The sequence below is a fragment of the Bacillus sp. MYb56 genome (assembly GCF_002976445.1).
Taxonomy (GTDB): Bacteria; Bacillota; Bacilli; order Bacillales; family Bacillaceae_G; genus Bacillus_A; species Bacillus_A mycoides.
The window spans coordinates 1-14091 of sequence record NZ_PCOH01000028.1; the positions used below are offsets into that span (position 1 = coordinate 1).

General features: G+C 35.7%; 16 protein-coding genes and 1 pseudogene. 7 read left to right on the forward strand and 10 right to left on the reverse strand.

Going from position 1 to position 14091, the window contains the following annotated elements:
• Together CQ058_RS24490 and CQ058_RS24495 are read right to left on the reverse strand one after the other, a co-directional pair.
• A partial coding sequence (locus CQ058_RS24490; RefSeq protein ID WP_142396408.1) for an alanine dehydrogenase occupies positions 1 to 628 on the reverse strand: 628 nt, incomplete at its 3' end.
• Between the two features lie 214 nt (positions 629 to 842).
• Positions 843 to 1634 (reverse strand): SDR family oxidoreductase, encoded by a 792-nt coding sequence (locus CQ058_RS24495; RefSeq protein WP_002034312.1) that lies wholly within the window; start codon positions 1632 to 1634, stop codon positions 843 to 845.
• 147 nt (positions 1635 to 1781) lie between these two features.
• Here CQ058_RS24495 and CQ058_RS24500 point away from each other — a divergent pair, with 147 nt between their 5' ends.
• The gene (locus CQ058_RS24500) at positions 1782 to 2240 is read left to right on the forward strand and encodes a universal stress protein (protein ID WP_001066676.1); all 459 of its coding nucleotides are present in this window, start codon (positions 1782 to 1784) and stop codon (positions 2238 to 2240) included.
• Between the two features lie 43 nt (positions 2241 to 2283).
• Here the strand turns inward: CQ058_RS24500 and CQ058_RS24505 are convergent.
• Positions 2284 to 2975 (reverse strand): annotated as a pseudogene (locus CQ058_RS24505) (hypothetical protein).
• Between the two features lie 225 nt (positions 2976 to 3200).
• Here CQ058_RS24505 and CQ058_RS24510 point away from each other — a divergent pair.
• On the forward strand, positions 3201 to 3380 hold the full coding sequence (locus tag CQ058_RS24510; protein ID WP_002129390.1) for a hypothetical protein: 180 nt from the start codon (positions 3201 to 3203) through the stop codon (positions 3378 to 3380).
• A 97-nt stretch (positions 3381 to 3477) separates the two neighbouring features.
• On the forward strand, positions 3478 to 4044 hold the full coding sequence (locus CQ058_RS24515) for a DinB family protein (RefSeq protein WP_002138616.1): 567 nt from the start codon (positions 3478 to 3480) through the stop codon (positions 4042 to 4044).
• 37 nt (positions 4045 to 4081) lie between these two features.
• On the opposite strand, the gene CQ058_RS24520 is transcribed toward CQ058_RS24515, so the two are convergent.
• From CQ058_RS24520 to CQ058_RS24530, 3 genes are all read right to left on the reverse strand, one after another.
• Entirely contained in the window at positions 4082 to 4435 is a 354-nt protein-coding gene (locus CQ058_RS24520) for a DUF3139 domain-containing protein (protein ID WP_002190875.1), read from the reverse strand.
• 98 nt (positions 4436 to 4533) lie between these two features.
• Positions 4534 to 5922 carry an argininosuccinate lyase gene (gene argH / locus CQ058_RS24525; protein ID WP_105590024.1) on the reverse strand — a complete coding sequence of 463 codons (1389 nt, stop codon included), beginning with the start codon at positions 5920 to 5922 and terminating at the stop codon, positions 4534 to 4536.
• On the reverse strand, positions 5919 to 7124 hold the full coding sequence (locus tag CQ058_RS24530; protein ID WP_105590025.1) for an argininosuccinate synthase: 1206 nt from the start codon (positions 7122 to 7124) through the stop codon (positions 5919 to 5921). Before CQ058_RS24530 ends, argH begins: the two co-directional genes overlap by 4 nt.
• Positions 7125 to 7291: 167 nt before the next feature.
• Here CQ058_RS24530 and CQ058_RS24535 point away from each other — a divergent pair, with 167 nt between their 5' ends.
• Complete coding sequence (locus CQ058_RS24535) at positions 7292 to 7609, forward strand: radical SAM protein (protein ID WP_105590026.1); 318 nt, start codon at positions 7292 to 7294, stop codon at positions 7607 to 7609.
• 28 nt (positions 7610 to 7637) lie between these two features.
• Here the strand turns inward: CQ058_RS24535 and CQ058_RS24540 are convergent, their stop codons facing one another.
• Positions 7638 to 7832 carry a hypothetical protein gene (locus CQ058_RS24540; protein WP_002034321.1) on the reverse strand — a complete coding sequence of 65 codons (195 nt, stop codon included), beginning with the start codon at positions 7830 to 7832 and terminating at the stop codon, positions 7638 to 7640.
• Positions 7833 to 8688: 856 nt separating this feature from the next.
• Between CQ058_RS24540 and CQ058_RS24545 the strand changes: the two genes are divergently transcribed.
• On the forward strand, positions 8689 to 9351 hold the full coding sequence (locus CQ058_RS24545) for a YitT family protein (RefSeq protein WP_002015542.1): 663 nt from the start codon (positions 8689 to 8691) through the stop codon (positions 9349 to 9351).
• Between the two features lie 31 nt (positions 9352 to 9382).
• Here CQ058_RS24545 and CQ058_RS24550 read toward each other — a convergent pair whose 3' ends face one another.
• Entirely contained in the window at positions 9383 to 10216 is an 834-nt protein-coding gene (locus CQ058_RS24550; protein ID WP_002129397.1) for an EcsC family protein, read from the reverse strand.
• Between the two features lie 137 nt (positions 10217 to 10353).
• On the opposite strand from CQ058_RS24550, the gene CQ058_RS24555 reads away from it, so the two are divergent.
• Positions 10354 to 10989 carry a DUF1796 family putative cysteine peptidase gene (locus CQ058_RS24555; protein ID WP_002129398.1) on the forward strand — a complete coding sequence of 212 codons (636 nt, stop codon included), beginning with the start codon at positions 10354 to 10356 and terminating at the stop codon, positions 10987 to 10989.
• 71 nt (positions 10990 to 11060) lie between these two features.
• Positions 11061 to 11495, forward strand: a complete 435-nt coding sequence (locus tag CQ058_RS24560; protein ID WP_002190878.1) for an NUDIX hydrolase — start codon at positions 11061 to 11063, stop codon at positions 11493 to 11495.
• A gap of 28 nt (positions 11496 to 11523) precedes the next feature.
• Here the strand turns inward: CQ058_RS24560 and ackA are convergent, their stop codons facing one another.
• On the reverse strand, positions 11524 to 12717 hold the full coding sequence (gene ackA, locus CQ058_RS24565; protein ID WP_002129402.1) for an acetate kinase: 1194 nt from the start codon (positions 12715 to 12717) through the stop codon (positions 11524 to 11526).
• 299 nt (positions 12718 to 13016) lie between these two features.
• On the reverse strand, positions 13017 to 14003 hold the full coding sequence (locus CQ058_RS24570; RefSeq protein WP_002088985.1) for a class I SAM-dependent methyltransferase: 987 nt from the start codon (positions 14001 to 14003) through the stop codon (positions 13017 to 13019).
• Positions 14004 to 14091 lie beyond the last annotated feature (88 nt).

Below are 14091 nucleotides of genomic sequence, written 5' to 3' on the forward strand. Positions count from 1 at the left end.
AAATGTCATCTAATTGACGAAGACGTTCTGCACTTAAGTCGATGATTGTTACATCTGCACCTAAACCTACTGCAATTTTCGCTGCGTTTGTACCAGCTTGACCACCGCCGATAATTGTTACTTTACCGCGTTTCACCCCTGGAACACCTGCAAGTAAAATACCTTTACCACCTTTGTTTTTCTCAAGGAACTGTGCACCGATTTGCGCAGACATACGACCAGCTACTTCACTCATAGGTGCAAGTAATGGTAAAGAACGATTGTCTAATTGTACTGTTTCGTATGCAATTGATACCACTTTGTTATCAATTAATGCTTTCGTTAATTCTGGCTCTGGAGCTAAGTGTAAGTATGTGAATAAAATTAAACCTTCGCGGAAATAACCGTATTCACTTTCAACTGGCTCTTTTACCTTCATAACCATATCTTGATTCCATGCTTCTTCAGCAGTTTCAACAAGTTTCGCACCAGCTTGTACGTATTCTTCATCTGTAAAGCCTGATCCTACACCTGATCCTTTTTGAACAAAAACTTCATGACCATTTTGTACTAAATGTACAGCTCCCGCTGGCGTCATTGCCACGCGGTTTTCATTGTTTTTAATTTCTGTTGGAATACCGATACGCATTATTAGTTCCCCCTTGAGTTATGAAATGACCCCTGAATCATTTTTTAAAGCGCTTTCTATACTCTTATATTCTAACATAATATCTCAATATTTGACAAAAAAATAATACAAGTTTTCCGATAGATTTAATCTTACATGAAAGGACAGTATTATCCGTACCTCTCAGTATAAAGGATAAACTGTCCAATTATTCGAAACTTCACTTTATTTAATTCTATCGATGTCTATGAATAACATCAACAGCGCCTGTTACTTCAATAATCGTGCCAGTAATCATATCAGAATCGTCCTCACATAAAAACGAAATGGTTCTTGCGATATCTTCCCCTGTTCCAGATCTACCAATTGGTGTGTTACTACCTTTCAGATTTCGTGCTTCTTCAATCGTTGCCTCTTTCATTTCACCAATTATATCACCAGGACATACCATATTCGCAGTAATACCGTATTCAGCTTCTTCGTATGCGACTGTTTTCGTTAAAGAAACAAGTCCGACTTTCGCAGCTGCAAAGGCTGAACGATAAATCCATCCAGGCGCGCTATCTGCCCCTTGAAATCCATAGTTAATAATACGGCCAAATTGCTGGTTTCTCATAATCGGTACGACAAGTTTTAATAAATGAAACACCGCTGTTAAATTACCCTGGATCATTTCATTCCATTCGTCTTCTTCGTAATCGACTAATTTTTTCCTTTCAAATACGTAAGGACCAGCATTATTAATTAAGAAGTCAATTTTGCCAAAACGGCTCATCGCTTCTTCTACTATTTTATGTAAATCTTCCTTTTTCGTGACATCAGCTTGCACGAACTGTAGACGTTCTTCCATATTTTTATATGTTTCTTTCATTGTTTCCATAGCACTTGTATCGCTATGATATGTTACTGTTACTGAATATCCTTTAGCCAATAACTTTTCTGTTACTTGCTTTCCTAAACCTTTCGTACCGGCTGTAATGAGCGCGTGTCTCACAAACATGCCTCCTTTTAAATTGCTATACTCCATATGTAACAAGTTCTCGCTTCAATTACAACTAAAATGAATTAAGGCAAAGTTTTCAAAATTCTGTAACGTTTCCAACAAGCACATTACCAAAATTTGTTTTATAATAAAGTTGTAAACGGTAATAAAAATGATTGGGAGGAATTTACTATGAATAATACATATACAAATATTTTAATTGCGGTGGACGGTTCTAAAGAAGCAGAAAAAGCCTTTAAAAAAGCAATTCAAGTTGCAAAACGAAACAACGCAACATTAACAATTGCTCATATCGTTGATGTAAAAGCATACTCAGCAGTAGAGGCTTATAGCCGCGCAATTGCTGAACGTGCAAATCTATTTGCAGAAGACTTATTAGAAGACTACAAAAAAACTGCGCTTGAAGCTGGTCTTGAAAAAGTGGAAACTGTATTAGAATTTGGTAATCCTAAATCTAAAATTTCAAAAGAAATCGCTCCAAACCATAAAGTGGATTTAATTATGTGTGGTGCAACTGGTTTAAATGCTGTAGAACGTTTCCTAATTGGTAGCGTCTCTGAACATATTATTCGCTATGCGAAATGCGATGTCCTTGTTGTTCGTGGTGACGAGGAGCAAGGTGATCTTTAATTTATAATAAAAAAACACCAAGTCCACATGGGCTTGGTGTTTTTCATTTCACATATTTCACTACAAATACGAGACAAGCTAGAACAACAATGACAACTGCAAACACATAAGGCGGAAGGAACTTCAAAGACCATAACGCCATCATTAACGTCGCAACCGTTAAGTACGTTTGTTTTGCATCTTCTGTCATTTTTTTGCGAAGTAAAAAAACATACAAATAACCAATTGGCGGCGTAATAAAACAAAGAACATATATGATTTTAGATTTTAAATACCACTTGTGTTCTCCAAGTTTCTTTATGTCTTCTTCTATTCTCTTACTCTCTTGTTCTCTCGCTTTTCTTTCATATAAGGAAGAAAGTGCATGAAAAAATAACATGTAAATATAATTGCCCAAAATTCAATATCCAATCTTTCTAGTGGAATATGCTCACTAAAAAATGCAGCAGCAATCACTAAAGAAAAACAATACGTCATCATCCAAAATGAACGTTTTCTCTTTTTCCGTTCTATTTCTTTTTTATCTTTTACTTCTTGTACTTTCTTTTTTCTAGAAAGCCATACAGAAATACAGCAATCTACTACAAATAAAGTAAAGATAAAGATTGCTATATGCATTGTTGTTACATTCTCAAATGAAAATACTTCTGGGAATGCAACGTGTAATACAATTAGCGTGTACAAAATTAACCCTACAAAATAAAGTGAAACTTTAATCAGTGGGGTTTTGTTCATCCCCCACTGATTATTAGTTGAACCAATCGGGCTTTTACGGGCAGTTGATCCCCCACCTAACTTCTTTGCTTTCGCTGAATTTTGAGGTGGGGGTCTTACTGCCCGTTAATGCGGGATAAATACGTCTCATCTTCCATTCCTTTCTCATTTCCTAACATTAGGTTAACATACATTTTTTAGAAATAGACGGACAAAATATATGTGTTTAGAAAAGGAGGATGCTACATGGATGATTATGAACGCATTATTTTAGATGTGAATGGGAAAGAAATCGAAATGTTAGATATGATTCGCGAGCATTTTAAAGAAAAACATGGTGTTGAACTAAGTCACGGTGCATTACTTAGAGATTTAATGGATATTGAATACATTCGAATTACAGAAGATCGCCACAAGTATGATTAATCAATGAAGCTTTAAGCCTAGAACATATTGTTCTAGGCTTAATTACATCTATACGAAAAATGTTATAATTAGGAAAAAACGCAGAGGATACCAGAATATGAAATCTGAAAATATCTCAAAACATTTTCACACATTACATGTGCAAAGAAACCAGTTCCTTCCTGAGCTTCATTCACTTTCACAAGAACAACTATGGCATAGAAAAGAGGACGGAAAATGGTCTATTGGTGAACACTTTTATCACTTATATTTAATTGCAAGGATGCTAAAAGTAGCGATTAAATTCTCTTTCACTCTTATCCCTTATGCCAAACTAAGAAAAAACGCCCCATTTGCAACTGACATGCATGACATTTATGCCGAATATAAAGAAAAACACGGTAAAGGAATGAAAGCTCCTTGGATTTTAATCCCTTCAAAAAAAGTCTATTACTCTATGAATGTAAACGAATTAGAAGAATTACTTTCACGTGAAACAGATGAAATAAAAAAACTAGTTCAAAATATAGAAGAAGATATTGCAGGACATATCGTATTTTTAGATCCAATTGCTCACTATCCTAACCTTATTCAATCTATCCAACTATTAGCGATTCATGAGAAGCATCATTTTAGCATTATGAAGAACAACTATAAAATGCTCGACTCCCTTCTAAAAATATAAAAGACTGCTCATATTACTTATCAGCAGTCTCCTATATCTATTTAAGCTCTTGATGCTTCCCACCCATACCACCTGGCTCATTGCTATCTTGGTGTACAGTTATTTTATTTATTTTAGCATCTTTCGAAACTCTATATGTATACGATTCATTTGGTTCATCTTTAAACTGTACATTCATACCGTAAGAACCGATTTCACTATAAAAGGCCGGTTTTATGTATGAAATATCACTTTCTTTATATCCTTTCTCTTGCAAGTGCCACATCGTTGCGATAATCGCTTCTTCTCGCTTTTCTTGTTCACCAACAAACATATATTTGTCCAAAAGAAATACTTTCACGTTTGCAATTAAGCTAATTAACAGTAAAATGATAAATACTATTTTTTTCATAAATTTCCCCTAAATTGTGTTTTTTCACTATACTATAACTTACACACTAGTAAAAAAGAAAGTACGCCAGACTTTCACAGACTGGCGTACTTTCCAACTCAATTCCTAATAACTTCTTTAGTTAACCCCTTCGCCTTCTCCAAAGCCTTTTCAATCTGCTCAAATCCTGTCCCGCCAGCACTGTTACGGCGCTTTACAGCTGCATAAGGTGAAAGAACTTCATATAAATCTTCTTCAAATAACGGACTCATTTCTTTATACGTTTCAAGTGGTACATCTAATAAATAGATTCCTTTTTGCGTACAATGAAGAACTAGTTTCCCGACAATTTCATGAGCTTGACGGAACGGCAGTCCCTTGCTTGCTAAATAGTCGGCAATTTCTGTTGCGTTAGAGAAGTCTTGCGTCACAGCTTGCCCCATTTTTTCTTTGTTTACAGTCATCGTTTCAAGCATGCCTGCCATAATATGAAGGCATCCTTCTACTGTTTTCACTGTATCAAACATTCCTTCTTTATCTTCTTGTAAGTCTTTATTGTAAGCGAGCGGCAATCCTTTCATTACTGTAAGTAAACTGAATAAATTACCGTATACTCTGCCAGTTTTACCACGAATAAGTTCCGCCATATCCGGATTTTTCTTCTGCGGCATAATACTGCTTCCTGTTGCGTATTGATCGCTCATTTCAATAAATTGAAATTCTTGACTACTCCATAAAATAAGTTCTTCGCAAAAGCGTGATAAGTGCATCATAAGCATAGATGAGTTACTTAAAAACTCCAGTATGAAATCACGATCACTTACCGCATCTAAACTATTTTCATAGATTCCATTAAATCCAAGAAGCTCCGCACTATATTCTCGGTCAATCGGGAATGTTGTACCAGCTAGTGCTCCTGCTCCTAATGGTGAAATGTTAATACGCTTTAACGAATCTTCATAACGATTCACATCGCGCTCTAACATCCAAAAGTAAGCAAGAATATGATGCGCAAATGAAATCGGCTGTGCACGTTGCAAGTGCGTATAGCCGGGCATAATTGTTTCAATGTTATTTTCTGCTTGATGAACAAGAACAATTTGCAATTGTTTTGTAGCTTTTATAATATCTTCTACTTTTTCTTTTAAATACAAATGCATATCTGTCGCTACTTGATCGTTACGGCTTCGGCCTGTATGAAGTTTCCCTCCTACTTCACCGATTCTTTCAATTAACATCTTTTCAATGTTTAAATGAATGTCCTCAGCCTCAACTGAGAAATTCAATTTATTTTCTTTCGCTTCCTCTAGTAAATATTGAAGCCCTATCTTTATTTTCTCTGCTTCTTCTTTCGTAACAATGCCTTGCTTTGCTAACATCGTTACGTGTGCGATACTCCCTTTTATATCTTGATTTACTAATTGTTGATCAAAGGAGATGGATGCTCCAAACTCTTCAACCCACGCTTCCGCTTCTTCTGTAAAACGTCCGCCCCAAAGTTTGCTCACGCTTCCACCTTCTTTTGATTCACTTGGCTGTATACTTTCGTAGGTAAACCGAATAATGAAATGAATCCAACTGCTGCATCATGATTAAATTCATCCTGGGCAGTATACGTTGCTAATTTTTCATCGTATAAAGAGTACTCAGATTTACGCCCTTCTACAATCGCATGACCTTTAAATAATTTCACACGTACTGTACCTGTTACATTTTTTTGCGTTTCTTGTAAGAAAGCATTGAGCGCTTGTTTTAAAGGTGAGAACCATAAACCGTTATAAATTAATTCTGTTAGTTTTTGCTCAATCATCGGTTTGAAATGAGCGATCTCTTTCACAAGTGTTAAATCTTCAAGTTCTTTATGCGCTGTTATTAATGTCATTGCTGCTGGGCATTCATATACTTCACGAGATTTAATACCGACAAGGCGATTTTCTACATGGTCGATACGTCCCACGCCATGTTTTCCAGCAAGTGCATTTAACGTTTTAATTAGTTCTGAGAGTGGGTATGCAGTGCCGTTTAAAGTCGTCGGTACCCCTGCTTCAAATCCGATTTCTACAAACTCTGGTTTATTCGGTGTATCTTCTAATGCCAACGTCATCTCGTATGCGTCTTCTGGCGGCGCTGCCCATGGATCTTCTAAAATTCCACATTCGTTGCTGCGTCCCCATAAGTTTTGATCGATTGAAAACGGGCTATCTAAATTAATTGGAATCGGTATATCATTTTCTTTTGCATATGCAATTTCTTCTTCACGTGACCATTTCCATTCACGTACGGGCGCAATAACTTCTAAATATGGATTCAACGCTTGAATAGAAACTTCAAAACGAACTTGGTCATTCCCTTTTCCTGTACATCCATGTGCAACTGCACTTGCGCCTTCCTGCTCTGCAATTTCTACTAATTTTTTTGCAATAAGCGGACGAGATAATGCAGAGACAAGAGGATATTTCCCTTCGTATAACGTGTGAGCTTGCATCGCTATCAATGCATATTCATTCGCATATTCTTCTTGAACATCAATCATATATGATTTAATTGCACCTACTGAAAGTGCTTTTTCTTTTACAAACGCTAAGTCTTTACCTTCCCCTAGATCTAAGCAAAGCGCGATAATATCATAATTTTTCTCTTGTAACCATTTAATTGCAACGGAAGTATCAAGACCTCCGGAATATGCTAATACAACTTTTTTCTTCTCCATTTTGCATCCCCCTAAAGAATAAATATTCATATTTTCTTATAATAATCCAAACTTTATCACCTTTCATAAAATGAATCAAGGGGAATTTATAAAATTTTTTCAAACAATTTCGTCGAACTTCTTTCTTTTTTTATGTAAAATAGAGGAAGGAAAATGGAGGGGTGTCCATGAAAAATTATTTTATATACAATGAACATCTAGGAATTGAAGTACCGAACATACAAGAAAAATGGGAAGACATCTCTGAACAAGCGCAGCATTCTATTTTATTAAAATGGGAGCAAGTTCGCGGAAAAATACCTGATCGCATAAAGGAACTTGAGCACCATATTAACGCTAAACAACACCACTTAAATAACGAAGAAGACTTTGGAATTTCTTGCAAGCTAAATTCAGAAATTGCCGATCTTGCTTCAATTATTAACGATCTTTGGCTTTGGTATCGTCTAACCCAAAACGTATCTGAGGGAAAAGCACACCAATGAAAAAAGCATGCCCCTCAATTAATTTGGGTCATGCTTTTTTGTCGTAACAAGCTTTGCAATATATTTCTTGCGCCGTTTTTGCTAAACATACATCAAACGGGCCTACTAATATACTTCTTTCTTTCGGCAACTTTACAAAAGCAACTAGCTCTTCTTCATATTGAATCTTTTTCTGACATGAAACACATTTTAATTCTTTTCTTTTAAACATGTCTTTTAGCATATCTCCATTCTCCCCCTCATCTATCTATATTAATATACTCTCATAATAGTTAGAGCTTGTAAAAAAATGACACATTCCGAAACAAATTATTCATATACTATGTACAAAAGGAGGTCTCAAACTTATGCGAGCTTTCATTATTATCGCTTTAACTTTTTTAAGTATCATTAGCTGGGATGCATTTTTTAAAGATAAAAGTGATGAGAACAATACAATTGAATAAAAACCCTTCTTTTCTTACTTATTGGACAAACTTCTAAAAACTGCCCAATCCTGCAAAATCACTTAGGCTTTTCTACAAAAATATTTAAACATAACATTTTTTGTAGATTCCCTCCGGTTATTGTCGGTTTCCATCCGCATGTATTTTTTGAAAGTATGATATAATAATATAAATCTTGAAGGAAGGGATTTTGATATCATGATCGCTCGAAGGAGCATGTGGCATCGTATTGACGAATCATACACGTAGCGTATTTTTCAGCTCAGATACTTTAGTCTAGCGAAAAAAATACGAGAGTGGGGAAATTATGATTGCCCGAAGGATAATTTGGCAAAAAAAAGACTCTTCTTACACATAGCGTTTTGTTTAGGACTTAATTGTTACTAGCTAAACAAAACAAAGAAGAGCAGGATTGCTAAATGAAGAATCCTACTCCCCGTTTTGTTTAGTCGCTTTAAGACTTAAACTAAAACGAAGGTAGGGAGAATTGATGGACGAGAGGATTATTCGTTATTTCTTCAGCGACATATAGCGTAGTTAGTTTTTTTCGTAAACTAACTGAAAGCTACATGTGAGCTCGTAGTTAGTTTACAACACCAAAAGGACTACTAACTGCGGAAAGAAGGAATAACGATGAGGAACATCCAAAGTCGACAAATTATTAAAGAAGTTTTTATGGTTTTAATCGGTTCATTTATATTAGCAGCAGCGCTATATCACATTCACTTCCAAAACCACTTAACAGAAGGTGGCTTTGTAGGTATTGCACTATTTATCCAAAATTTTTATGATATTTCACCATCTATTTCAACTGTAGTAATGGATATCCCTATTATTTTACTATGTGCTTCATTTTTAGGTAGAAAAATGGTTGGCTATTCATTCTTAGGTTCACTTTCATTTGGAGTATTTTATTCCCTTATGGAAAATTATTCTCCTTTTACGGTAGATTTATCAAATAATTTATTTGTAGCTGCAGTAGTTGGCGGTGCGTTAGCTGGTATTGGACTCGGTTTTATATTGCGATTTGGCGGTGCAACCGGTGGAGACGATATTTTAACAATTATATTAAGTAAACGAACTCGGTTTACAATTGGGCAAATTTTCTTCGTCTTTGACGCGATTGTTCTTGCGCTTTCATTATATTATTTAAATTGGACAGAAATTGCTTTTACTATTCTTTCGATTGCCGTACAGGCAAAAACATTGGATTTAATTTACTATCCAAAAACAGAAAAGAAAGCAGCAAAGCAACCCGTTTCTATTCCAATATCCAAAAAACATGCGACAAACTAAAAAGCGAAAGGCTTCGGCCTCTCGCTTTTTTTCATGCTCTCTTTTCTTTTTCTAATATGTAGCGTACTTGATAAAACTTATTTGCAAATTCAGTAACATTCCTCGTTAAGCGATAGTTCACTGTAGAGCCAATTGCCATTCCAAGTACAGGAATGCCTTGGAATACTTTACGACGGAGAGCATAAATCGAAAACGTCTTCAAAATTTGTTTTAACACAACCTCAGTAGAAGCTGGCTTTAATACTGCTTCGTCTCCTTCATAGAAGAATGAATCCTCTTGTTCGAGTTCTCTCAGTAAATTGTACCATGCATATTGCTGAAGTCTCGCCGGCAATAATGCTGCATGGAATACCTTTAACGCAAGCATCATTTCATACGGCTTGTTCACATCATGCCCAAATGATGTCGCAACAAGTTGGACAGCCTTCACATTTAACGCAATCATAACCGGAAAATCAGCCGTTAATAATAATAAACCACCAGCACCTGTTGCTCCGCCTTGTACGAATGAATATAGACGATGACGTGCTGTTTGCTGCTCTGCTATGTATGTTAATTGATCAATAGATAACGCCTTCAAATCTTCAAGTTGCTCAATCGATTCATCAAATAATCTCGACGTTCCTAAAATACGATTACGTGCATCTAGCTGTGATTGTGAACTTTGAATAAGCGCATGCAAATGAAAGAGCCATCCATCTGCTTTCGTAAAAAAGTCTTTTCGTTTTTTCTCAGGCAGTTTCGCAATTGTCGTATGCAACCACTTATCAAACATCTTTTGAAAATCGGTCGCTTCTTGCTCTACTAATTGCCCTTCCCACTCTTTTATATTGTCTAAAATGGCTTGTTCTCGCTTCGATCGCATCGTAACAACCACCTCGTTCGATTTTTTTCTATTGTAACATATTTCTGCTTCTTCTTTGCAAATATGCTTGTCTATCTTTATTCACATACCATTTTTTAGTGACATAAAATATTAGCAAAAAGGATGAGATGAATCACATGAATCTATCCAATATAAAAAAAGAATATAATGCAGTATTCAGCTTAGGACAAAACTGCTGGCCTGCTTGGGCTTTATATCAATTCGAATTATCACCATTTTTTGGTGTTATCGATTTTATGCTAAGCCCTTCATTAGAAAAAGTGAATTTATTATTACAAAATCGATTTGACCGTTTTTTACAGTTCGAAAACTTATCCTTCATCTCATTTTGGGATGATGATGCGAAATTAAGACTCCGTGACAACCTATATGAAATCGACTCCTGTCACGACTTTAAAACAGATGTAAACACACCAACATCCTGGCCTTCTTATACAGAAATTAAGTTAAACTATGAGCATCGAATTAATCGTTTTCTAACTACAATCGAAACGGCAGAATCCACATTGTTTATTCGAACGGGAGGAACATACGAAGAAGCACGTTCCTTGGAACAAATTTTATCTCAAATAGTTAAACATACATTCTCTGTCCTATTACTCATTCCTGAAGATGTACCAACTATCGCCCAAGAAGATTGGGGATTACAAAATATTTGTGTTATAAAATGCCCAGTGATGGATATATACCAGTACAATGAAGCATTTTGGAATGACTTATTTAATGGCATCACAATTCGGCCAAACGCTTAAATACACGTCACCTTTTATCACACCCTGCCTTATAATCATCCTTATACAAAATAAATAAGGAGTGATTATATATGTATCCACGTGCAAAAGCTTTTGGCATCGCTATACATCACGGTCGCCTTCTCGTACAAGAATATCATACAGGCGATGAAACATATTACCGACCTCTTGGCGGATCAATTGAACTTGGTGAAAAATCAGCACATACTGTTATTCGCGAATTTCAAGAAGAGCTTCACACAGAAGTGGAAATCACCAATTATTTAGGCTGCTTAGAAAACATCTTTCATCTAGATGGAGAAATTGGTCATGAAATCATTCAGCTATATTCTTTACGCTTATTAGACATGTCACTATATGAAATGGAAATACTGAATATATCAGATGAACAAACACTGTCATATGCAAAATGGATTTCCCTCACTGCATTCATTCAAAAAGAAAAATTACTATATCCGGATGAAATTTTGAAATATATCCAAAAGAAAAAAGACGAGATCCTATAGGATCTCGTCTTTTTTTTCATATAGTATATTAACCAATATCTCCAAGACGTAATACGTCACGAGCAATCATAACTTCTTCGTCAGTTGGAATTACGATAATTTTTACTGGAGAGTGTGGGAAGCTGATGAATGCTTCTTCACCGAATACGTTATTGCGTTTTACGTCGAAGTATACGCCCATGTACTCAAGGCCTTCTAATACGCGCTCACGAATAATTGCACTGTTTTCACCTACACCAGCTGTAAAGATGATAGCGTCAACGCCTTTCATACGAGCTGTGTAAGAACCGATGTATTTATGGATACGGCTCACGAACACGTCAAGTGCTACTTTCGCACGGTGGTCGCCTTCTTCTTCTTTCGCAATGATGTCACGTAGGTCACTAGAGTAACCAGTAAGACCTAACATACCACTCTTCTTGTTTAATACGCTAACTACTTCTTCTACAGTTTGGCCTGTTTTTTCCATGATGTATGGAATTAACGCAGGGTCAATGTTACCAGAACGTGTACCCATTGTTACACCAGCAAGTGGAGTGAAGCCCATAGAAGTATCGATAGACTTACCACCTTCTACTGCTGCGATACTTGCACCGTTACCTAAGTGACAAGAAAGTAGGCTTAAGCTTTCAAGTGGACGACCTAATAATTCAGCCGCACGCTCTGTTACGTATTTATGAGAAGTTCCGTGGAAACCGTATTTACGGATGCCAAATTTCTCATAGTATTCATATGGTAAGCTGTATAGGAATGCAGATTCCGGCATTGTTTGGTGGAATGCTGTATCAAATACTGCTACTGCTGGTACGTTTGGTAGTACTTCTTGGAATGCTTTAATACCAACAAGGTTTGCTGGGTTGTGAAGTGGTGCTAAATCGCTTAATTCTTCGATATCAGCTAATACTTCAGCATCAATTAAAACAGAATCAGCAAATTTTTCGCCGCCGTGTACAACACGGTGACCGATACCGCCAATCTCATCAAGAGATTTTACGATTCCGTTTTCAGTTAATTTCTTAAGAAGCATGTTAACTGCTACTGCATGATCTGGGATGTTTGTAATTTCTTTTTGTTTTTCGCCATCTACAGTAATAGTGAAGATACTATCTTCTAAACCGATACGTTCTACTAAACCTTTTGTTAATACTGTTTCACTTGGCATTTCAAATAATTGGAACTTTAAGGAAGAGCTTCCTGCGTTAATCGCGATGATTTTTGACATCTAGTCTTTCGCCCCTTTTTCTCTTGGTAGTTGTGTGGATCATTCCACAAACCGCTCGATTTTATCTAATTAAATTCACTCATTATGAAAACGTTTCATCATTAGTAAATTTTATACTCACGATTTTAATTTAAACATCGTCCGACATATATTTCAAGTGAAAAAATTATAACACCAAGAAAAAAAATATATTACAGATTTCAAAAAAATTCAGTTAAATCTTGTATATATTAAAAAACATTACATATCCTATAAAACTGTACTACATTAATTACTAACCCTGTTACATATATATCGTATTATTTATGTGTTGCAAACCAAGTATTCAATTGATCCATAATGTTCTCCATAGCCTTCATGTTAGAGAATTTAGGTAATTCCACTAGTAGTGCCTGTTTCGGCATTGTTACACCTTGGCCTTTCTTTTGGAGAACAAATATACTTTTTGCATTTTTCTCGTTTTTAAACATGGAAACAGGAAGCTGTAATAATCCTTGAATAAAGCATGTCTCTTTAATGAATGCATGTAGCTTTGGCGCTTGATCACTTTCAAAAATGAAGTTTGGTACTAAGAAGAATAAATACCCGCCTTCTTTCGTATGTTTCACACTTTGTTCAATAAATAAGTGATGTGCATATGACATTCCTTCATCTGCTTTTAATGTATATTCACTTGCAACAATTTCATTTGGATAATAACCAATTGGTAAATCTGAAACGACTGCATCAACTGGATCAATATAAAGTGGTGCTAGTCCATCTTGGTGGAAGAATTCGATTGCATGCTTTTGTAAATTTGCATTTACTAAAGCAAGTTTAATTAACACCTCATCCACTTCTACACCAAATCCACTCATTGTTAGTTCTTCTTTGGCGCTATTAAACAATGTAGTCATTAAGTTACCAGTTCCAATTGCAGGGTCTAAAACAGTAATTTCTTTTTGACCTTGCATAAATTTATGGAATAAGTAGCTCATGAACATTCCAACTGCATCTGGCGTCATTTCGTGATTCGCTTGTACGCCCTCTTTCATTCCTTTTAAAATGGCTAGCTGAAATGCTTTACGAATTTCTTCCCCTTTATATGTTTCTTCATTAAACGTACTATATTCACGATTCAACCTTTCAATTGTTGATTCGGATAATTCCTCTTGTAAAATCGCTCCTTCAAACAAGTTATCACCTGTTTCTACAAGCGCCTCTAAATATGTTACATCTAATTCTTTACGTAAAACTACCGTAGAAGAATCAAAAATAGAAAATAATGTTTCTACTGCCTGACTCACGTACATTCCTCCTTCTCTCTTTTACACATAACTTATATCATACCATAATCTAAATTTTTCCCAAAAGAAAAAGCGACCTCTTGCAAAG

Bases quoted from the DNA above. Each gene is read 5' to 3' on its own strand.
- CQ058_RS24535 (WP_105590026.1), top strand. From the start codon at position 7,292: ATGAAAAATTATTTTATATACAATGAACATCTAGGAATTGAAGTACCG.
- CQ058_RS24540 (WP_002034321.1), bottom strand. From the start codon at position 7,832: ATGCTAAAAGACATGTTTAAAAGAAAAGAATTAAAATGTGTTTCATGT.
- CQ058_RS24560 (WP_002190878.1), top strand. From the start codon at position 11,061: ATGTATCCACGTGCAAAAGCTTTTGGCATCGCTATACATCACGGTCGC.
- ackA (WP_002129402.1), bottom strand. From the start codon at position 12,717: ATGTCAAAAATCATCGCGATTAACGCAGGAAGCTCTTCCTTAAAGTTC.
- CQ058_RS24510 (WP_002129390.1), top strand. From the start codon at position 3,201: ATGGATGATTATGAACGCATTATTTTAGATGTGAATGGGAAAGAAATC.
- CQ058_RS24545 (WP_002015542.1), top strand. From the start codon at position 8,689: ATGAGGAACATCCAAAGTCGACAAATTATTAAAGAAGTTTTTATGGTT.
- CQ058_RS24530 (WP_105590025.1), bottom strand. From the start codon at position 7,124: ATGGAGAAGAAAAAAGTTGTATTAGCATATTCCGGAGGTCTTGATACT.
- CQ058_RS24555 (WP_002129398.1), top strand. From the start codon at position 10,354: ATGAATCTATCCAATATAAAAAAAGAATATAATGCAGTATTCAGCTTA.
- CQ058_RS24500 (WP_001066676.1), top strand. From the start codon at position 1,782: ATGAATAATACATATACAAATATTTTAATTGCGGTGGACGGTTCTAAA.
- CQ058_RS24515 (WP_002138616.1), top strand. From the start codon at position 3,478: ATGAAATCTGAAAATATCTCAAAACATTTTCACACATTACATGTGCAA.
- CQ058_RS24495 (WP_002034312.1), bottom strand. From the start codon at position 1,634: ATGGAGTATAGCAATTTAAAAGGAGGCATGTTTGTGAGACACGCGCTC.
- CQ058_RS24520 (WP_002190875.1), bottom strand. From the start codon at position 4,435: ATGAAAAAAATAGTATTTATCATTTTACTGTTAATTAGCTTAATTGCA.
- CQ058_RS24550 (WP_002129397.1), bottom strand. From the start codon at position 10,216: ATGCGATCGAAGCGAGAACAAGCCATTTTAGACAATATAAAAGAGTGG.